We start from the raw sequence: 20255 nt of genomic DNA, 5'->3' as shown, positions 1-20255 counted from the left end.
AAACGCAGCAAAGAATATAAGAACCGCCGGACTGGCGGGGTTAGCCTGTGGAGCGACTGGAACGGGGATAGCGGCTTAAAAACCGCTATCTAGGGAAGGCGTGTTGAAGCAGGAAGGTTCTTGGAGCGATCTAAGAACCCTCGCCCGATAGGGCGGGGAGTGTCAGATGTTGCTATCATCGACATAATGAGGGTTTGATTGACCATACCAGCTGCAAAGTCCCTTGTGGTTACGCCCATCGTGTAATGGCTTAATATTTGCGTAAGATGGCTGATCGTCTGGTAATGGAAAGCTTAAAGATTTAGCGAAGTCTTCTACTTCTTTAATTTGTTCTCTAATTAACTTTCCTCTACTTAACTTTTTTCTAATTATAGGAGTTAGTGCGTCAGTACCGCCCCCTAACATTCTTGAGACAATACAATGCCTGGCAGTTAAAAGACCCTGTTGTTTAGCTACTGCATGTTCTGTGGATTTCAAAGCTGGAACTAAATTATCTTTTACTTGAGATGCCAAAGAGTTTAAAGCTTCTTCAGTTATATCAGGATATGCAATTCTGTATGCATTTTTAGTAAGTTCAATAGATGCTTTGATATAATATTCTTCCTTGCATTGCCATAATCGCATTGCATCGTGTAAAGACAGGGTCTTTTTAAACTCACTTTTATTTGAGTTTTCTATTAGTATATCTTTCAGCTTATTCTCTAGATTAAGCATATGTTTAATCATGGAAAGAACAATCTGATTGTTTTTTTGGGAAGCGATGAGGGAGTTATCCCAATGGGGAATTGTCCCGTCAGATCCAGCAAATGGCATATCAATAGTGCGTATTAGTAGACCATTCTTTCCCCTAAGTGGAATGAGTGGATATTGTAATGCACTTGCCGATGAGTCAAGTTCCTTTAAAGGTATATTTATATCACTATGAATGCCGCCGTATGTATAGAGGAGCGCTAGCCGATAATAATCACTTCGTAATGCTTGATTTTCCAGTCCTACGTTGTGTAGTTGCGTAATGTTAACAAAGTCTTTATAGAGCTTATCGCAGTCAGGCTCATTAGAATCTTTTAATGCTTTATAAAAGTCTTCATTCAGTTTGTCGACGGTGATGATTTCCACCGTCCCGGATATACCATCACATTTTGATTCTGCAGCAATAAATTTCATTGGTTTATCAGTCAGAACGCAAACATGAAAATCATTGAACTTTCCAAGGCTCTTAAAATGGTGAACTATTTGTACCTGTCTCTCAGGGAGAGTTTTCTTACCAACCCATTCAAAAAAATGGTTTCTTGGAATTAATTCTCCATGTGTTTGACTTGTAAATTCTTGATATGCACTCTTTATTTCAGAATCTTTTAGTATTAACTCTTCGATAAAGTTTTTTGTAGGTAAAGCTTGAGTGGAAGAAATGTTCATAAAACTCCGTTTAACTAATTAAATCCTTTGATCACAAAGAATTAAAATTGTTAAATTCTAACTAGTAATCAGCTTAGAGTGTGTGGTCAAGAAAAAGTTCCATAAGTTCGAATGAGAAAAGAGCACTACCCGCAAAACCTGTTCTGGTTGTGCGGGTAACGTACAGCAGATCACAGGCGATAAAACACCTATCCGGAGATAAGTTCCTCACTTTGGATGTCCAGCCGGGACTTCACCCGGCGTTCTTCCAGTTCTTTCTCTGCCTGTTCTTGCAGTTTTCCAATGTACTCACAATAGGCCGTCAGATTTTGCCTGCGGTTCTGGTCGAATTGTTCAAAACGATGTTTAAAGATCAGCTGATCCTCTTTGCTCAGGTTCATCCAGCTTGGTCTGAAACCCAGGTCTTCCGGGTTTAACAGGTCGTGCACAGCGACCCATTCCTCGCCTTGGCGAAGTTTCATGCCGGGGTTGATAATGTAATGGCCTCGACGGATGCGTTTGAATAGCCTGCGGTTATAGGGTGCATCCCGATCGACCTCATTGCCGGAGAGAATACTGCTGATGTAGCTCTGCTTTTTCCGACGTTCCGGTAAGACCTCGTCCGGCAGGGTTTGCACCCATTCGGTAATGTCTTTGGCCGAGAAACCCTCGCCTCTGCCTGCCAGTTCGCCCAGTTTGCGATAAAACATGGCAAACATCAGGTTCAGTACAAACAGTCCCATCAGGCGCTTGTCCAGCTTGATCAAACGGCCTTGGGTCTGGATGGACAGGCTGTCCGGTTCCAGGTTGCTGTAGACCGGTGCCAGTTTATGGCGGGCATAGCGCTCATCCATCAGTGCCTGTTCCAGTGCCATCTGCAGGGCGTTGAGACCATGGCTGCCAGACAGATCCGGGTTGGCACCGCGCTCCATCAGTTCCCTGACCAGGCCAGCATTGCCAAGACGGGCGGCAACCATCAACGGGGTCAGGTTGAAGATGGTGCGGTGGTCGATGCCGTATTTCTCTGTGTCGCGCAGTACACTGCCGGGGTTATTGAGGTCGTAGGTCATGTAGTGCTTTTGGTGCAGTTGTTTGACCGCTTTTTCTTCCGTCTGTGTGGCGGGTTTAAAGCCGCTGGTGAGCAACTGGTTGAGCATGGGGCGATGCCAGTGGATCAGGGCGTATTCCAGAGCCAGCAGCTGCTTTTTCCTGTTATTGCCGCTTGTGGCTTCTTTCTGCAGTTCCATGAAGGCGGTGCGATCGAGTACCGGCCAGGGTACCGGCTTTTGCTGCAGTATCCGGCTGCGGATCTCATCGGCCTGTTCCTGCTTGCCCTGCAGTTCCAGCTTGCGGGCCTCTTTCTGCCACTCATCCAGGCTGGAGTCCTGCTTATCCATCTGCAGGTCACCGGTAAATCGTTCCAGGTCCAGTAGCCGCATTAACGGATGCTTCTGGTTGGCTTCGATAATGTAGAGGTTGCTCACCGCCCGGGTAATGGCAACGTAGAGGGCGTTGATATAGAACTTGTAGACCTCCAGGGATTTGTCCTGTTTGTTTTTCGCCCTGGCGTATTCCAGTGTCTCTTTTTCCAGCGCGGCAGGGTCTACACCTGCGGCAATATCCCGGAAGCTCTTTTCTTCATCGCTGATAAAGTTGTAAAGAATGATATTGTCGTATTCCAGCCCCTTGGCCTCCTGGATGGAGAAGACCAGCGGCGTATTAAACCACTGGCGGGCGGCGGCTTTCTGGTCCGGGTGCATCACCAGCACAGCAAAGCGGGTGGAGCGGGCGGTTTTGCTGTCCAGATCCTGTTTGACCTTTTGGCTGTTGGCCAGCAGCTGCAACTGTCCCCGGTGTTCGCCAATGCTGTCGACCAGGTAGTTGCTCTCTTTGTCGATGGAGCCAAAGCGGGCGTGCTTCAGTTTCAGAATCCGGTTGGCAATATGGGTGATCACCGGCGCATTGCGGTAATTGGATTGGAGTATCCGGATTATCTCACCCTCACCGGTCAGGCCCTGCTGCTCGAAAAACAGGGTCTTGACCTTGGACCAGGAGAAAAAGTTCGGGTGGACAATCTGGTTGGAGTCACCACAGAGGATAAAGTGGCCCGGATACCTGAGGGTCTTCAGTATCAGGTAGAGCTGAATGTTGGTAATGTCCTGCACCTCGTCCACCACGATAAAGTCGTATTGGGGTTCGGCGCTGGCCAGGTAGCGGTGGCTGATAATGTTAGTGTCGTATAACTGTTCCTTTTCCAGGAACTGCCGGTATTTATCGAACAGGTCGTAAACGCCCGAACGCTCTTCTTCACTGAAGATGGATTGTTTCACCCCCAGCTTCAGGTACTCATCACGGGAGAGCCAGGGTGATTCGGTAGAAGGGCCGGTCAGCACGCCCCGGAACTCCTCAAAGAGTTTATGAGGGTCTTTCTGTTTGCTGTTGCCCTTATGGCGCTGGAACCAGCCTTCAAAGTCTTTCAGCGTTACTTCCCGACCGGCGGGTACCCGAATGCTTTCCAGGAACTCCCGAAAGGAGAGAAATTCCACATTCTGTTCTTCATTATCGTACTGGTGAGCGTAGTAAAGATTACGGGCGCTTTGTACCAGAAAGGGGGAGTGACTGACGTATAGTACGTCGCCCGTCGCTTGCTTCATTTTCTCCAGGGTCAGGGCGGTTTTGCCGCTACCGGCGCTGCCGATAATCACCAGGGGCGGCGGCAGCTGATAAACGGACTGCTGTTCACCATCGAAGGAGATTATCTTGTCCAGCAGGTTAAAGCGGTCGTGGTCGGTATTGAGATAAGTCAGTTCTGGTGAGGACTCAGTTTCCGCAGCCTCAATCGGCGGAATTTTTTCCTCATCAATGGTTACGCCCCGTTCCAGGAATCGGGACTTTTCATAGGCGTGATTGCGGATATACTCCAGAATCAGGCAGTAGGGCTCGCCATTGTACCGGTGCAGGGAGAATAACAGCCGATCGTTACGGTTCAGCCGTGCGCGGTAAAGGTTATCCCCGATCTTGCGCACATCCGCCTGCTGGAAATTATTGTTCTCAAGGGCTTTGCGAACTTTGGCAAAGCCGGGTATCTGGTCTGCATTGAGATCGTTGTATAAAAGTATATTCATGGGCAATAGGGTAGAAAACCTGCTGTGCTTTTGCGAGCGTCGAATGCTCTGATGATGCCAGTATTATGAATGGGTGGCCGTTGGCCAGCAATTGTTCAGAGATGTCTAATTCGATTGGTGTTGGTGGTAAATCAGAAATCCTGTCTGGGTTTTATGCGGTTGACGGAATTGACCGTTCAGGGCAGGGCCATTCTTTCGGGTTTTCCGTTATTGGCAAACGGGGTGGCTTTACCGGGTTTGCAATTGCGCGTTATAAAGGGCGTGGCCGGTCTCTGGCGCTTCCTGCCAGGCAGGGTGAGCAGGATAACAATAGGGAACTGCCCGGGCAGAATGAGATTGTTCACCGGTCATTAAGGTCTCGTCGTATATATCCTCTGCAGAGTGTTATTCGCCCTTTTTTATTTCATCCTTTTTTATTCCGTCCTCATAAGCTTCGCAGGCGCTACTGGCCGAACAGTTACCCGGCTCATCGACCACCATTCAACAGCCACTATCCTCAAACGATGGGTGGTCTGGTTGTTTTTGGGCAGACTGGCAGGATCATGCAAGGGTTCCCGGCAGTTGCCAGAAAAAGGCGGTTCTGGAAAGCCACAAAAAAAACAGTCAGGAAAGAGACAGCCTGGCAAGTTGGTCACGGTAAGATTGTCGGCGGTAAAGCCATTTTTCCGGACAGTGATCTGGTCTTCTTTCAGTTATGTCTTGACTACTATGCCAACTGCGCCAATCACCCAGCCCGGCATGGGGCACACTCCCAATATGATCCGCTACACCGAGCATACTGTGACCTGTCCTGTGGTGACCATGTATATGGTCAGGTAATGGACTGCCCTGAGGGATGCTCTGGCCGATGCTTGGCAGACGGGCCGGGAAGGCAATGCGAGAGCCCGGGGAAGCATCCCTGCTTTTTCAATGGCACTTGCTTTTGTGGCAAAGGCAGTGATTCCGGTGTTGTTATGTTCAGAAAATTCCGGATTGGGCTTTGGAGCATCAAGCTGTTAACCGCTTTGTTTTTATTCTTTCTTCTTATTACCGTTCTGGAAGCCTTTACAGGTCTTCGTGGCTCGGTCTCTTTCGCCAGCCCTTCGGCTTCGGAACTTTTGTCCGGATTAATCGTTGCCCTGGGGATGATGGCAATGGCCCTATTGGTTTTGTGTGTACTGATAAAGTAAGTAGCTGGCCATATGTGATTTCATATGGTTAGCTACTTAATACCAACTCCGCCTTCTGAAGAGCGTTTTGAGCAAGCTGTTTTGGATTGTCGCTATTGGTTTCTGACCATTTGGTCATGATATATGTTTACCGTCGGGAACTTTATGTAGCAATTGTTGACTAATGCTTTATTCGCTAATTCGAAGATGGCTCCTGTGGACAGGTTATTCGCAGGAATATCTTTGATCTGTCCAACCTCCTCCTTTTGCTGGCAATCACCCGGTTAAAGTAGTTGTTTATATGTGTAGTAGTTAAAACGATGGATCCAGTAAATGTGTATGCCGGTTGTAATTTGAACGATTTGAATAACCCGGCAAGACCTCAGCGCCCCGATAGTCCTGATGAAAACAACGCCTCTGGCACATTCTCCCGGATGTGCAGGCAGGTGGCTTCTCTCCAGCCAGGAGTGGTTGGCCCTGTTGTGCAACCCCGGGAGACTGATAGTGAGTCATTTATCCCCAATATACCTGGCCCTGCTGCTCATTTTTCAGGCTCCGGCACTTTTGATTTTGTTTCTCAAACCAGCCTTGCTTCGGCAGGTAAAGTTACCTCGGAGTGGGATAAACCGTCAATTGAAGATCACTGGTATCAAAAAGGTAAAATTGAGTATCTCAAAGATAATCTTATGCCAGACAAATACTGGAACTACTTATATCAGGAGGATGTTATTAAGGAGGATGAAATGCAGGAATTAAGAGCAATACGTACACGCAAACGTAGAGCCGAGACATTAGTTCAGATGTTAGAAAAAAAATACAAAAATCCTGACCATTTTGGTTTGACTAAGGAAAAAATTCTGGGAACAATTTTTACAACCCTCGGTGAACACCAGTCATTCTTGCAGGGTTGTCTCAATAAGGAATATCTGGAAACCCATCCCGGCAGTCTTAAATCCAATACTTCACTTGGTAATCAACGATCAGTGTCTGTGGACAGGCGTAATGCAGAGTATGCAGCCGCAGGACGGGGGGGGGCCTACAGCGGTGAAACAAGACAAGGCTGTGAGCATGATGATCAAGGGTTAATGAAGAAAGGCGGTAAAGGTCCAAAAGATGATACAAACAACAAATTTTCCAATGTGAAAGACAGTTTTCCTGTTCAGGAAAGTTCAGTACCACAACAACCACAACCATCATTGCGGGCACCGCTCCGGTTTTACCCCTGATCAGCGATAATCTGATGAATCGGTAAAATTCTCCAGCCATGGCAGGGAGTGCTTCGGGCAAGTTGACAGCACTGGGAAAAGGTAGATAATAGAGCGGTTTTTTGTGGTGTAGAGCTTTACCATTACTGTTTTGTAGCCAGCTTTTGTAACGATTAGTGAGTCAAATTCAGTGCTGATTCTTTGCTTCAGGGTCAGTGTATTTGATATTGGGGAGAGGTTGTCAGCTGGCTCTTGCCGAAGTATACTGATGAACAATTTGATGCGGGGTGGAGCAGCCTGGTAGCTCGTCGGGCTCATAACCCGAAGGTCGTTGGTTCGAATCCAGCCCCCGCTACCAAATCCTGAAAAACCCCCTTTGCGGGGTTTTTTGTTAGGTAGCGAGTAATTGATGTGTGATGGCCGTTCTGGTCATTGTGCGAATATATGGGGCTTTATAGCCCTTTTTTTGTTTTTTTGGCAGGTATTCAGTCGTGGCAGGTAAGCAGTCGCAGCTGGAGACACTTATCGAGCCGATCGTGGAGTCGCTTGATTACCGTCTCTGGGGTATTGAGTTTGTTTCCCGTGGGCGGAATTCGCTGCTTCGGGTCTATATCGACGCAGAAGATGGCATCACCCTGGAAGATTGCGAAAAGGTCAGCCGTCAGGTGAGTGCCGTTATGGATGTAGAAGACCCAATTGCGGACGAATATACCCTGGAAGTATCTTCTCCGGGATTGGACAGGCCGCTGTTCCGGCTTGAGCAGTACGAGATGATGACTGGCCATACGGTCAGTATACGCCTGAGGGTGCCTTTTGAAGGGCGCAGAAAGTATCGGGGCATCATCAAGGGAATTGAAGATCAGGATGTCGTTATAGAGGCCGATGGCCATGAGCTTCTGTTGCCAATCGAAAGCATCGATAAGGCGCAGGTGATACCACAGTTCGACTGAATTATCCTTCAGGCCGGGCGGATATCCCGGTTTAGCAGCCAGGGATGTGTTGGCAGGAGCCTGTCGGACTTGGCTGACCAGAGCGAGAAAAGCCTGATTTGAGACATTTTTCATGCTGATTTGAGGAGAATAGCAGGGCTATTTGACCAAAAGCAGCATGGGTCGTGACCAGATCAGGCTTTTCGCCGCAGGTCAGAAGTGAGTTCGGCAGGCTCCATAGGCATGGACTGGTTCAGCATAGGCGAGGCAGAGCATGAGTAAAGAGATTCTGTTGGTCGTAGAGTCCGTATCCAATGAGAAGGGAGTACCGCCCGAGGTCATCTTTGAGGCGTTGGAAACCGCTCTGGCGACAGCGACAAAGAAACGGTACGAAACCGAAGTGGATATCCGGGTTGCGATCAACCGGGCTAATGGGGAATACGATACATTCCGTCGCTGGACTGTGGTCGCTGACGAGGATTTTGAGTTTCCCGGCATGCATCTGACTCTGGATGAAGGCAAGGAGCACGACGAGTCTCTTGAAATTGGTGGTATCTGGGAAGAACCGGTTGAGTCGGTAGGCTTTGGCCGTATTGCCGCTCAGACAGCCAAACAGGTGATTGTCCAGAAGGTACGTGAAGCCGAGCGCCTGCAGATGGTTGAGCAGTACCGTGACAAAATGGGCACCCTGATTTCCGGTACCGTCAAGAAGACAACCCGTGACAGCATTATTGTTGATCTTGGCAATAACGCTGAGGCGGTTTTAAAGAAAGATCAGGTATTGCCCCGCGAGAACTTCAGAATGAGCGCCCATGTTCGGGCCCTGCTCCATGAAGTGTCCACTGAGGGGCGTGGTCCGCAGTTGATGCTGTCAAGAACAGCGCCCGCGATGCTGATTGAGCTGTTCCGTATTGAAGTTCCTGAAATTTCAGAAGAAGTGATTGAGATCAAAGGTGCTGCCAGAGATCCGGGTTCACGGGCCAAGATTGCCGTGAAAACCAATGATGGCCGGATTGATCCGGTCGGTGCCTGTGTCGGTATGCGTGGTGCCCGTGTTCAGGCGGTCTCCGGTGAACTGGGCAATGAGCGTGTTGATATCGTGCTTTACGATGACAACCCGGTGCAGTACGTGATTAATGCCATGCAGCCGGCCGAAGTGGCTTCAATCGTTGTCGATGAAGACAAGGGCACGATGGATATTGCGGTCAGTGAAGATAATCTGGCTCAGGCTATTGGCCGTGGTGGCCAGAATGTCCGCCTTGCCAGTGAACTGACGGGCTGGATCCTGAACGTCATGACCGAAGAGGACGCCGCTGCCAAACAGCAGCAGGAAGCCGGTCGTGTGGTTCAGACCTTCAGGGAAAAGCTGGATGTTGATGATGATCTGGCTGGACTGCTGGTGGCAGAAGGTTTTACCTCCATGGAAGAGATTGCATACGTCCCTCTTGAGGAGATGTTGGCCATTGAAGGCTTTGATGAAGATATCGTTGAACAGTTGCGCTCAAGGGCCAAGGATCAGTTATTGACTCAGGCCATTGCCCAGGAAGAAAAGCTCGATGGTACCCAGCCTGCTGATGACCTTCTGAATATGGAAGGTATGGAGCAGCAACTGGCCTATGAGCTGGCCAGTCGCGGTGTCGTTACGATGGAAGACCTGGCTGAACAATCGATCGATGACCTTCTGGATATTGACGGAATGGATGAAGATCGGGCTGGTGAGCTGATCATGACGGCGCGGAAACCGTGGTTTGAAGAAGCGGGTAACTGAGCGGGCCACTGAGAGGAGAAGTGTGAATGGCAGATGTAACCGTAGAGCAACTCGCAGCAGTGGTCGGCGCTCCAGTGGAGCGGTTGTTGCAGCAGATGAAAGACGCTGGTCTCACCAAAAGCAGCGCCAAAGAGTCTGTGTCCGATGCAGAAAAACAGCAGCTGCTGGCCCACCTGAAGCGAACTCATGGTGATGCCGGTACCGGTTCTGAGCCGACCAGGATTACGCTGAAGCGTAAGACGGTCAGCCGCATGAAAGTGTCTGGTGGCAGTTCCGGCAAAAACAAAGTGGTTAACGTAGAAGTACGTAAAAAGCGCACTTACGTCAAGCGCGAAGCCGCTGAAGAAACACCAAAAGCGGATGAAGCGGCGGCCCGTCCTGAAAAGCAGGAAGAGCGTGGCCAGCGTCGGGATGACCGTGGTCAGCGTAAAGATGATCGCAGCCCACGCCGGGATGATCGTGGCCAGAAAGATGAACGCGGCGCGCGCAGCGATGACCGTGGCTCCCGTTCCGGTGAGCGCGGCACTCGTCAGGGCGGTGAGCGTTCTGGCGGTGACCGTGGCCCGCGTCCGGGTGGTGACCGTGGCCCACGTCCGGGTGGCGATCGTGGTCAGCGCACTGGTGGCGCTCCGGCACCTTCTTTCGGTGATGCACCGCCGCCGGCAGATGACCGCAAGTCCCGCAACAAGCGTGGCAGCAAGGGTAAAGATCGTCGTAATGACAATGACGATCTGCCACGCCGTGGTAAAGGTGGTCGCAACGAGCGTGATGATCGCCGTGGCGGCAGTCGCAAGTTTGCCCGTACCATGGCACCTGAGTCCATGGCGGCTCACGGCTTTACCAAGCCGACAGCGCCGGTTGTTCGTGAAGTTTCCATCCCGGAAACCATCACGGTTGCAGAGCTGGCCAGCAAGATGGCCATCAAAGCGGCGGACGTTATCAAGGCCATGTTCAAAATGGGCTCCATGGTAACCATCAACCAGGTTATCGATCAGGATACTGCCAGTATCGTGGTTGAAGAAATGGGCCACAAATACAAGCTGACCAAGGCAGACGCCATCGAAGACACCCTGGTGGATGATCAGCTGGAAGACGTTGCTTACGAAGCCAGGCCCCGTGCGCCTGTAGTGACCGTTATGGGTCACGTTGACCACGGCAAGACCTCGCTGCTGGACTACATTCGTAAGAGTCGCGTTCAGGCTGGCGAAGCCGGTGGTATTACCCAGCACATTGGTGCCTACCACGTAGAAACGGATCGTGGCATGGTGTCCTTCCTGGATACGCCTGGACACGCGGCCTTTACCGCCATGCGTGCCCGTGGTGCCAAGGCGACGGATATCGTTATCCTGGTTGTTGCTGCTGACGATGGTGTCATGCCGCAGACCGAAGAAGCGGTGCAACACGCGAAAGCGGCTGGCGTACCTATCGTGGTTGCCGTGAACAAGATGGATAAGCCGGAAGCAGATCCGGATCGGGTGAAAAACGAGCTGTCTGCCCGTGACGTTATTCCTGAGGAGTGGGGTGGCGATACGCAGTTTATGCCAGTATCCGCCCTGACCGGTGAAGGTGTTGAAGATCTGCTGGAAGCAGTTATTCTTCAGGCCGAAGTGCTTGAGCTGACTGCTCCGGATGAAGGTCCTGCCCGTGGCGTCGTTGTTGAGTCCCGACTGGATAAAGGTCGTGGTCCTGTGGCCACCGTTCTGGTGCAGGGCGGTAAGCTGAATCAGGGTGATAATATCCTGGTGGGACAGCAGTACGGTCGTGTACGTGCGATGCTGGATGAGAACGGCCAGCCCATCAAAGAAGCAGGCCCTTCTATCCCGGTAGAGATTCTGGGTCTGGATGGTACGCCGGATGCCGGTGACGAAATGCTGGTGGTTCGCGATGAGCGTAAAGCCCGTGAAATCGCCCTGTTTCGTCAAGGCAAGTTCCGCGAAGTCAAGCTGGCTCGTCAACAGGCTTCCAAACTGGAGAATATGTTCTCCAGAATGGGAACTGAAGATAAGAAGACGCTCAACATCGTCCTCAAGGCAGACGTACGAGGCTCCCTGGAGGCGCTGACCGCTTCTCTGGAAGAGCAGGGTAACGATGAGGTCGAAGTAAGGGTTATCTCTGGTGGTGTTGGTGGTATTACCGAAACCGACGCCAACCTGGCCCTGGCTTCCAACGCCGTTATCGTTGGCTTTAACGTTCGTGCCGATGCTTCTGCCCGTAAAGTGGTAGAGACTGAAGAGCTGGATCTGCGTTACTACAGTGTTATCTACGACATCATTGATGACGTTAAGAAAGCGCTGACCGGTATGCTGGGCTCCGATACCCGTGAACAGATCGTGGGTACCGCTGAAGTTCGTGAAGTATTCCGTTCACCGAAGTTTGGTGCCGTGGCTGGCTGTATGGTTATTGAAGGTACCGTGTACCGCAACGACCGTATCCGCGTACTGCGTGATAACGTGGTGATCTACGAAGGTGAGCTGGAGTCTCTGCGTCGTTACAAGGATGATGTCAACGAAGTTCGTAACGGTATGGAGTGTGGTATCGCCGTTAAGAGCTACAACGACGTTAAGCCTGGTGACAAGATCGAGGTTTACAAGACGATTGAAGTACAGCGTACGCTTTAATTCGTTATGCGTGTGAATGTGAAATAGACGCCAGAGCCTGCGGTTTTTCCCGCAGGCTTTTTTAACCACAAAGGCACAAAGTCACAAAGGGAAGGATTGCTTTGTGTCTCTGTGCCTTTTGTGCCTTTTGGGTATTGTGGTTTACGGAGTGAGTATTCAATGGCTAAAGAGTACAGTCGTACCCAGCGAGTAGCCGACCAGATTCAGAAAGAACTGGCTCAGCTGATTCAGCTGGAAATGAAAGATCCTCGTCTTGGCATGGTCACGGTCAGTGTGGTCGAAGTAAGTCGGGATCTCGCTTTTGCAGATGTTTATGTCTCGTTTCTTGGGGTGGATGATCAGGAAAAAATTGATCAATCCCTGGAGATATTGAGTCAGGCCGCGGGGTTCCTGCGTTCTCAGCTGGCCAGGGCCATCAAGCTGAGGTTTACCCCGCGACTCCGCTTTTACTATGACAACAGTCTGCGGCGCGGGGCTTACCTGTCCTCGCTGATCGATCAGGCGGTTGCCAAAGACGCTAAAGCGGATAAAGGCTCAGAAGAAGGTACCGAGGAGTAAGTCATGGCCAGAAGAGGTCGACGCGCTAATCGTGGCCGTCCGGTGGACGGTATTATTGTGGTTGATAAAGTCTATGGCGCTTCTTCCAACGAGGTGCTCCAGCGGGTGAAGCGGTTGTTTAATGCCGCCAAGGCGGGCCATACCGGCAGCCTTGATCCGCTGGCAACGGGCGTTTTACCCATCTGTCTGGGGGAGGCCACCAAGTTTTCCCAGTATTTGCTGGATTCTGATAAATCCTACCGCACCACCATGAAAATGGGGGTGAGAACCACCACAGGTGATCGTGAGGGGGAGATTGTCGAAGAGCGTCCGGTGACGGTCACCCGTTCCGATGTGGAGGCCATTCTGCACCAGTTCCGGGGTGATGTTGAGCAGGTGCCCAGCATGTTCTCTGCGCTCAAGCACAACGGTAGGCCATTGTACGAATATGCCCGGGAAGGGATTGAAATTGAGCGCCCTTCGCGCACCATTACCATTCATCGTCTGGAGCTGCTGGACTTTGATGGGGATGAGTGTGTTTTCGAGGTGGATTGCACCAAGGGAACCTATATCCGCACGCTGGTTGAAGATATTGGTGAGGCCCTGGGCTGCCTTGGTCATGTTGCTGAGCTGAAGCGCCTCAAGGCAGGCCCTTACACTGAGCATCAGGCGCACTCCCTGGATGAGCTGGCGGCCATGCGGGATGAAGCCCGTGAGTCGGCCCTGGATGTCGACCAGCGTATAGAGTTTGCCGAGCTGTCCGCTCTGGCAGAGGAGCTGGGCCGTGACAAGCTGGAACCAGCGCAGTCAGAGCGCCTGAGGGAGTTGTCGAAAATCCGCAATAAGGCCGGTGATCGTGTTATTGATGACCTGTTGTTGCCTCAGGACAGCGCTGTCAGTGACTGGCCGCAGGTCAAACTGGGTGCAACCAGCAGTTATTATGTTTCCCAGGGGAATCCGGTCCAGGTGCCTCAGGCACCGACATCCGGCAATGTCCGCATCTATGGCGTTGCTGAAGGGGCCGAAGGCGTGCTGTTCCTGGGTATCGGCGAAATTACCGATGATGGTCTGGTAGCACCCAAGCGTCTGGTCAAAGGCTGATTCAGCCTGAAATACGCGATTCCATTTGCCCAACTGCTTATATAGTTTTTTTGGACGCGTTCACAACATAGTGATAGAATTCGTCGCTTGTTTGAATGGCTGGCTGTAAATATGCACGGTCATGCCGGTTATCTGTATTGCATATTATCTGGAGATTGAACAATGGCTTTGACTGCTGAACAGAAAGCTGAAATCCTGAAGAAATTCGCTCGCACTGAAGGCGACACCGGTTCCCCTGAAGTTCAGGTGGCTCTGCTGACCGCTAACATCGAAGGTCTGCAGGGACACTTCAAGGCGAATCACAAGGATCATCACTCTCGTCGTGGTCTGATTCGCATGGTAAACCAGCGTCGTAACCTGCTGGACTACCTGAAGCGTAAGGATGTTGAACGTTACCGCAGCCTGATCCAGCTTCTGGGTCTGCGTCGCTGATCGTTTGATACAGTCATATTGGGTGGTGGTGTCTTGATATCACCTCCCTCAGTCAAGGCACCGCGAGCTGCACTATCTGTGGCTGGCGGTGTTTTGTTATTTGCGGGTTGAGAATGTTGTCAGCCCGGGCATTATCTCTCTGCGGGTTGCGACTGCCGGGCTCTGTTTTCTCTGGTAGTCTTGGACAAGAATTACCCATGCCTGCACTCTGTCTGCATGGGGTGCAATTCAGAGACTTCGATTCAGAGGTCTCTGAATTGCATCCATCTCTATGACAGTGTGGATGCAGGTGGGGTGATATCGTTTGGTAATAAAGGAAAATAACGTGAGTATTGCTCCAAAAGCATTGACAAAGACTTTCCAGTTCGGTGAACACACCGTGACCCTGGAAACTGGACGGGTTGCCCGTCAGGCCACCGGTGCCGTGCTGGCAACCATGGGTGAGCTGCAGGTTCTGGCGACGGTAGTGGGTGCTAAAAGTGCCCGTGATGGTCAGGACTTTTTCCCATTATCCGTTCACTACCAGGAAAAGGTTTACGCGGCGGGTAAAATTCCCGGCGGTTTCCTGAAACGTGAAGGTAAGGCCAGCGAAAAAGAGACGCTGACTTCCCGTCTGATTGACCGTCCTATCCGTCCGCTGTTCCCGAAAGGTTTCATGAACGAAGTTCAGGTCATCATCACGGTAATGTCGGTGGATAAGAAGAACGATCCTGACATTCTGGGCATGATTGCCACGTCTGCGGCCCTGGCTATCTCCGGTATTCCCTTTGCCGGTCCTGTGGGTGCTGCCCGTGTTGGTTTCACTGAAGACGACGGTTACCTTCTCAACCCATCTTTCGAGCAGATGAAAAAGTCTGAGCTTGACATGGTGGTTGCCGGTACCAGCGACGCTGTGCTGATGGTTGAGTCCGAAGCGCAGGAACTGACAGAAGATGAAATGCTGGGTGCGGTTCTGTTTGCCCAGCAGGAGTACCAGGCGGTTATTGCTGCCATTAAAGAGTTTGCGGCAGAAGCCGGTAAGCCAACCTGGGACTGGCAGCCAGAGCCAGAAAAAACGGCAGTGAAAGAAGCCGTTGCTGCTGGCTTTGAGCAGAAAATTCGTGAGGCCTATGGCATCACCATCAAGCAGGAGCGCAGCAACAAGCTGGCGGAGCTGCGCGCTGAAGCTGAAGCTGAGCTGGTTGGCGAAGACGAAGGCAAGTTCAGTGCGGATGATGTTCAGACCTACTTCAGCAAACTGGAAAAGTCCGTCGTCCGTGGCAACATCATTAACGGTCAGCCGCGTATCGATGGTCGTGATACCAAAACCGTTCGCCCGATCACGGTAGAAGTTGGCGTTCTGAAAAAGACCCACGGTTCCGCCCTGTTCACCCGTGGTGAAACTCAGGCTATCGTCACCACAACGCTGGGTACTGCCCGTGATGCGCAGTTTGTCGACGCCCTGGAAGGTGAAAGCCGTGACCCGTTCATGCTGCATTACAACTTCCCTCCCTACTCTGTAGGCGAGGCTGGTCGTATGGGTCCTCCGGGACGCCGTGAAATCGGCCATGGTCGTCTTGCCCGTCGTGGTATTCAGGCAGTACTGCCCGGTGAGGAAGAGTTCCCTTATACCATCCGTGTGGTGTCTGAAATTACCGAATCCAATGGTTCCAGCTCCATGGCTTCCGTCTGTGGCTCTTCCCTGGCGCTGATGGATGCCGGTGTGCCTCTGAAGGCACCGGTTGCCGGTATCGCCATGGGTCTGGTTAAGGAAGGCGAGCAGTTTGCAGTCCTGACCGATATTCTGGGTGATGAAGATCACCTGGGTGATATGGACTTTAAAGTGGCTGGAACGGCCCACGGTGTTACGGCGTTGCAGATGGACATCAAGATTGCCGGTATCACTGAAGAGATCATGGATATCGCCCTTGACCAGGCTCTGCATGCGCGTCTGCATATCCTGGCCGAGATGAATAAAGTCATCGCCCGTTCCCGCAGTGAACTGTCGCCAAACGCACCAATGACCATGACCCTGAAGATTGATCAGGACAAGATTCGTGATGTTATTGGTAAAGGTGGTGCCACTATCCGTTCTATCTGTGAAGATACCGGTGCATCGGTTGATATTGCTGACGACGGCACCGTTAAAATTTATGGTGAGACCCGCGAAGCCTGTCAGGCAGCTTATGACCGTGTCTACGGCGTCACTGCTGAAGCGGAAATCGGCAAGATATACAACGGTACGGTAACTCGCATTGTTGAGTTTGGTGCTTTTGTTAATATCCTGCCAGGTCAGGATGGTCTGGTGCATATTTCCCAGATTGCTGATCATCGGGTTGAGAACGTTGCTGACTACGTCAAGATGGGACAGAAGCTTGAAGTGGTTGTGATGGATCTGGACAACCGTGGTCGTATTAAGCTGAGCATGAAAGAAGTTGCTCGTATTAAAGAGCAGCAGGCTGCAGCGGCTGAATAATCACCGCTTCAAAGAGGCTGGCCTCAGTGCCAGTCTCTCTCAATATCTTGTTGTGCATTAGAATTTTCTGCTACTCCCTGACGGAGTTATTCTGTGACCCGCAAGAAAAATGAGAGTCACTTTTTTCACGAGGAGGCTGTCCGAGAATAGCGCCCGTAGCGAGGATTGCGAGAAATTGAGGATAAAAATTTCTGCTTCTGAGGAGAATAGCGGGGCTATTTGACGAAGAAGCAGGAATTTTTAGACCAATTTATCGCAACCGCAGTAGGGCAGTCTATTCTCGGACAGCCTCCTAGTCTGACTGTGTTTAACCCACATGGCAGTGGAACCTAATAATCCTCTTGAGGTCAAACTTCGGTATTCATAGTCCAGGCGTGCAGGGCTTTATTCTGAAGGCATCATCAACCGACTCCCATCGAAAGCCTGCTAGAGTTGACCGGCAAGTCAGTTCAAGCGGTATTCCTGACAGCTCCAGAAACAGATTTAACGGTAAAAGAGTCTATCAGACTCATAAAGATACAGCCTCAGCGCTGAATGATGGCAAGGATATTGAGGATGCCTTTTGGCAAAAAAAACTATTGCAGGGACGTCAAATCACCCCGGCTGATGTGCTCTCAGCTTATAGAAATGATACAACGTCTCTCAGGAGTGGTTTATTCCTTGAGAGGCTTTGCTTAAAGAACATTCTTTATAACAATCAAAAAGTATTCCCGGATCAGGTCATTCAGGAATTCAATCGGAAGCCAAATCAAAATAAGTACAAATTAGCGATAGCGCGCTTCAAATCGCAATGTTGTATAAGGGGGCGGCTGTTGCATGGTCAGCAGGTCACGCCGGATGTGGTGGTAAAAGAATATCAGGCAGCCAAAGCATCACTGGAACTGGCCCGTTTCAAGCAACTCTGTTGCCTGAGGGGTTTGCTATTGAATGGTCACCAGGTCAGACCGGATGCAGTGGTTAAGGATTTTCCGGGTAGTCCCGAAGGCAAAATGGCACTGGCGCGCTTCAAAGCAGAATGTTGCCTGAGGGGCCTGTTATTGAATGGCCAGCAAGTCACTCCCGATGCGGTGATTAAGGCTTATCAGGCAGTCAGTGCAACACTTGAGTTGGCGCGCTTTAAGGCGGCATGTTGCTTTAGGGGGCTGCCGTTGAATGGCCAGCAAGTCACACCGGATGCAGTGATTAAGGCTTTCCCGTGTAGCCCGCAAGGCAATCTGGGGATAGGGCGCTTTAAGGTGGAATGTTGCCTGAGGGGGTTGCCATTGAATGACCGACCGGTCACACCGGAGGCGGTGGTTAAGGATTATCAGGCAATCAAGGCAACACTGGAGCTGGCCCGCTTTAAATCGGAGTGTTGCCTGAGAGGCCTGCGATTGAATGGCAAGCGGATCTCACCGGATGTGGTGTTTAAGGGTTATCAGGATGCCAGTGCAATATTGGAACAGGCGCGCTTCAAAGAGGCATGTTGCCTGAAGGGTCTGCTGTTGGAAGGCCAGCAGGTCAAACCTGAGGCGGTCGTTAAGGGTTATCAGGCAGCCAGGGCAGTATTGGATTTGACGCGCTTCAAAGAGCGATGTTGCTTGAACGGCGTGCCGTTAATGGGGCAGCAGGTCACACCCGATGAGGTGGTTAAGGGTTATGAGGAGGCCAAAGCAACACTGGAGCTGCCGCGCTTCAAACAGGAATGTTGTCTGAGAGGGCTGTCGTTGAATGGCCAGCCGGTTACACCGGATACGGTGATTAAGGATTTCCCGGACAATTCGAAAGGCAGGCTGGGGATGACGCGCTTCAAACAGGAATGTTGCCTCAGGGGAGTGGCGTTGAATGGTCGGCTGGTCGAAGCGGATGCAGTGGTTAAGGATTATGAAGGCGGTGGCTGGTTAATGGAAAGGGCTTATTTTTATGTACAGCTGGCATTAACGGCAAGAGAATTGAACGGTGCCTGTCTGGATAACCGGCAAGTGTTAGAAGTATTTAATGAAGTACCCGGCGATCATGCTGTAAAGCAAGCCGGGTATCTGATTCAAAAGTTGAAACAACCCATGCATTATGATGAAAACAATGCAGCTCAGGAGATACTTCAAGAGGCCTGGCAAATCTTAAACAACGCATCCCATAAAGACGACGAGCAACAACGACTGCAATGTCAATTGCAATTCATGGCTATGCACTATGGGCTGTCCATTGATCATCAGAGAGTGTCAGCAGAGCAGGTATTGCAATCCATCAAAGGACTGAGAAACTCGTTTCAGAGTTCACGTATCCATTTCTTCTTCCTGGCGCATTGCTGTATCACAAGACAGTTGGTTAATGGACGACACGTTCATAAGAATCAGGTTCTGGAGTGTCTTCAACGCTTTTCTGAAGGAAGCAAGATGCGCCATGCTCTGGGCTTCTGGTTTGAACAATGCAGCTGTGAAGCCAATATAATGGATAATATGCTGTTTAAACGAGAAAATACCGTTGTCCGTGGGAGTGATAGTCATCAAGAATGCTCAGCCTGTGACAGTCAAGCTGAGGCTTCTGTTGCGGTCAGTAGAGAGCACCCCGGATCACCTGAACAGTTTACTGACAACGCCTGGTTTGGCTGTTTTTCCACAGATGTAAACGGGTGTTCAGCCAATCTTGACAAAGGAGGCCCACTTTCTTGTCAGGTTACTTATTTAAATTCAATAACGCTGAAAACACTGGAGATTATTCAGGAAATTAATAATTCTTATACCGACCCTCCCATTCTGGTTACCGGTTCATACGCACGCTTTTTACAGAACCTCCACTCATCATTTGATGAGATTGACATTATCTGCACGAAAGAAGCATCTGTCAGAACCCTTTTTGACAAGCTGCAGGCACTGAATACCGACAGTGAGTCAGACATCCCTCAAAGTGTCATCATCTGGCCTGTCCCGGAATGTCAGGCGATGAAATTGCCAAAGGCCTACAGTATTGATCTTAAAGACGGTGATCTGGGGGTAAAGGCAATGGGTTTTCAGGTTTATGTTGACGCCAGAGTAACCGATGGAAAGGCATCACGATTGCCCGTTCTCGTTCCTGGCGTTGAGAGGCCGGTATGGTGTTTGTTGTTTGCAGAAGAAACCAGATTGCTGAACGATACGCTGCAATATCTCACGGATAACCTTGATCAGCTGACAGAGCAATTGCACAAAGGCGCAGCATTCGACCTGCCTCAAACCATTCTGTTTCACAACCCCCAAAACACCGGGGAGCGTATTTATGGTTTGCTGATAGGCTGTCTGCTTATCCTGAATAAAGCCAAACAGTTTATTGCCCTGCACTCTGAAGGAAAACCTGGCTGCCGACCTAACCAGCTTCAGGAAGAATATCAACGCCTTCATGCGCTGACTGAGAGTCTTCAAATGAAATTGACTCACCATGTTTGCCGTCATGATTTTGAGTTCAGAGTTAACGACTGGTTATCAAAAACCCGGCCTTTGAATGAGTGTGAGGTTAAGAGTAGGGAGGCTGTCGAGGAACTGCTTGCGCTGATGAAGCCTGCATAAGAGCGGGTAGATTCCACTCAT

General features: G+C 50.6%; 12 protein-coding genes and 1 tRNA gene. 11 read left to right on the top strand and 2 right to left on the bottom strand.

The features are described 5' to 3' along the window. Nucleotides 1–162: 162 nt before the first annotated feature. Nucleotides 163–1416, bottom strand: coding sequence for a glycosyltransferase (locus ACO6VE_RS14270; RefSeq protein ID WP_422447449.1), 1254 nt, complete (start codon nt 1414–1416; stop codon nt 163–165). Nucleotides 1417–1604: 188 nt separating this feature from the next. Further along, nucleotides 1605–4520, bottom strand: a complete 2916-nt coding sequence (locus ACO6VE_RS14265; RefSeq protein ID WP_422461908.1) for a UvrD-helicase domain-containing protein — start codon at nt 4518–4520, stop codon at nt 1605–1607. A gap of 101 nt (nt 4521–4621) precedes the next feature. Here ACO6VE_RS14265 and ACO6VE_RS14260 point away from each other — a divergent pair, with 101 nt between their 5' ends. The 11 genes from ACO6VE_RS14260 (at nt 4622) to ACO6VE_RS14210 (ending at nt 20234) form a co-directional block, all read left to right on the top strand. After that, nucleotides 4622–5689 carry a hypothetical protein gene (locus ACO6VE_RS14260; protein WP_422461906.1) on the top strand — a complete coding sequence of 356 codons (1068 nt, stop codon included), beginning with the start codon at nt 4622–4624 and terminating at the stop codon, nt 5687–5689. Nucleotides 5690–6114: 425 nt separating this feature from the next. After that, nucleotides 6115–6894 (top strand): hypothetical protein, encoded by a 780-nt coding sequence (locus ACO6VE_RS14255; RefSeq protein ID WP_422447443.1) that lies wholly within the window; start codon nt 6115–6117, stop codon nt 6892–6894. Between the two features lie 260 nt (nt 6895–7154). Continuing rightward, nucleotides 7155–7231 (top strand) — tRNA-Met (locus tag ACO6VE_RS14250). A gap of 133 nt (nt 7232–7364) precedes the next feature. Beyond that, nucleotides 7365–7823 (top strand): ribosome maturation factor RimP, encoded by a 459-nt coding sequence (gene rimP, locus ACO6VE_RS14245; RefSeq protein ID WP_101746603.1) that lies wholly within the window; start codon nt 7365–7367, stop codon nt 7821–7823. Between the two features lie 253 nt (nt 7824–8076). Next, nucleotides 8077–9570 carry a transcription termination factor NusA gene (nusA, locus tag ACO6VE_RS14240; protein ID WP_269672643.1) on the top strand — a complete coding sequence of 498 codons (1494 nt, stop codon included), beginning with the start codon at nt 8077–8079 and terminating at the stop codon, nt 9568–9570. Nucleotides 9571–9596: 26 nt separating this feature from the next. Further along, a complete protein-coding gene (infB, locus tag ACO6VE_RS14235; protein ID WP_422447439.1) occupies nt 9597–12188 on the top strand; it encodes a translation initiation factor IF-2 in 2592 nt (863 codons plus the stop codon). A 159-nt stretch (nt 12189–12347) separates the two neighbouring features. Continuing rightward, nucleotides 12348–12746: a 30S ribosome-binding factor RbfA gene (gene rbfA / locus ACO6VE_RS14230; protein ID WP_101746600.1), complete on the top strand. Its 399-nt coding sequence runs from the start codon at nt 12348–12350 to the stop codon at nt 12744–12746. Between the two features lie 3 nt (nt 12747–12749). Next, nucleotides 12750–13826, top strand: coding sequence for a tRNA pseudouridine(55) synthase TruB (truB, locus tag ACO6VE_RS14225; protein ID WP_422447436.1), 1077 nt, complete (start codon nt 12750–12752; stop codon nt 13824–13826). Between the two features lie 162 nt (nt 13827–13988). Next, nucleotides 13989–14258 carry a 30S ribosomal protein S15 gene (rpsO, locus tag ACO6VE_RS14220; protein ID WP_101746598.1) on the top strand — a complete coding sequence of 90 codons (270 nt, stop codon included), beginning with the start codon at nt 13989–13991 and terminating at the stop codon, nt 14256–14258. A 325-nt stretch (nt 14259–14583) separates the two neighbouring features. Next, nucleotides 14584–16713, top strand: a complete 2130-nt coding sequence (gene pnp, locus ACO6VE_RS14215) for a polyribonucleotide nucleotidyltransferase (RefSeq protein WP_422447434.1) — start codon at nt 14584–14586, stop codon at nt 16711–16713. 374 nt (nt 16714–17087) lie between these two features. After that, on the top strand, nt 17088–20234 hold the full coding sequence (locus ACO6VE_RS14210) for a hypothetical protein (RefSeq protein WP_422447432.1): 3147 nt from the start codon (nt 17088–17090) through the stop codon (nt 20232–20234). The last annotated feature ends 21 nt before the right edge of the window (nt 20235–20255 follow it).

This window comes from Endozoicomonas sp. ALB115 (assembly GCF_049310245.1).
In the GTDB taxonomy this organism is placed as follows: Bacteria; Pseudomonadota; Gammaproteobacteria; order Pseudomonadales; family Endozoicomonadaceae; genus Endozoicomonas.
This window is presented reverse-complemented; position numbering and strand designations above follow the sequence as displayed.

Excerpts from the sequence above, each read along its gene's own strand:
- ACO6VE_RS14265 (WP_422461908.1), bottom strand. The coding sequence starts at position 4,520 with ATGAATATACTTTTATACAACGATCTCAATGCAGACCAGATACCCGGC.
- rpsO (WP_101746598.1), top strand. The coding sequence starts at position 13,989 with ATGGCTTTGACTGCTGAACAGAAAGCTGAAATCCTGAAGAAATTCGCT.
- ACO6VE_RS14270 (WP_422447449.1), bottom strand. The coding sequence starts at position 1,416 with ATGAACATTTCTTCCACTCAAGCTTTACCTACAAAAAACTTTATCGAA.
- truB (WP_422447436.1), top strand. The coding sequence starts at position 12,750 with ATGGCCAGAAGAGGTCGACGCGCTAATCGTGGCCGTCCGGTGGACGGT.
- infB (WP_422447439.1), top strand. The coding sequence starts at position 9,597 with ATGGCAGATGTAACCGTAGAGCAACTCGCAGCAGTGGTCGGCGCTCCA.
- nusA (WP_269672643.1), top strand. The coding sequence starts at position 8,077 with ATGAGTAAAGAGATTCTGTTGGTCGTAGAGTCCGTATCCAATGAGAAG.
- rbfA (WP_101746600.1), top strand. The coding sequence starts at position 12,348 with ATGGCTAAAGAGTACAGTCGTACCCAGCGAGTAGCCGACCAGATTCAG.
- ACO6VE_RS14260 (WP_422461906.1), top strand. The coding sequence starts at position 4,622 with ATGTCTAATTCGATTGGTGTTGGTGGTAAATCAGAAATCCTGTCTGGG.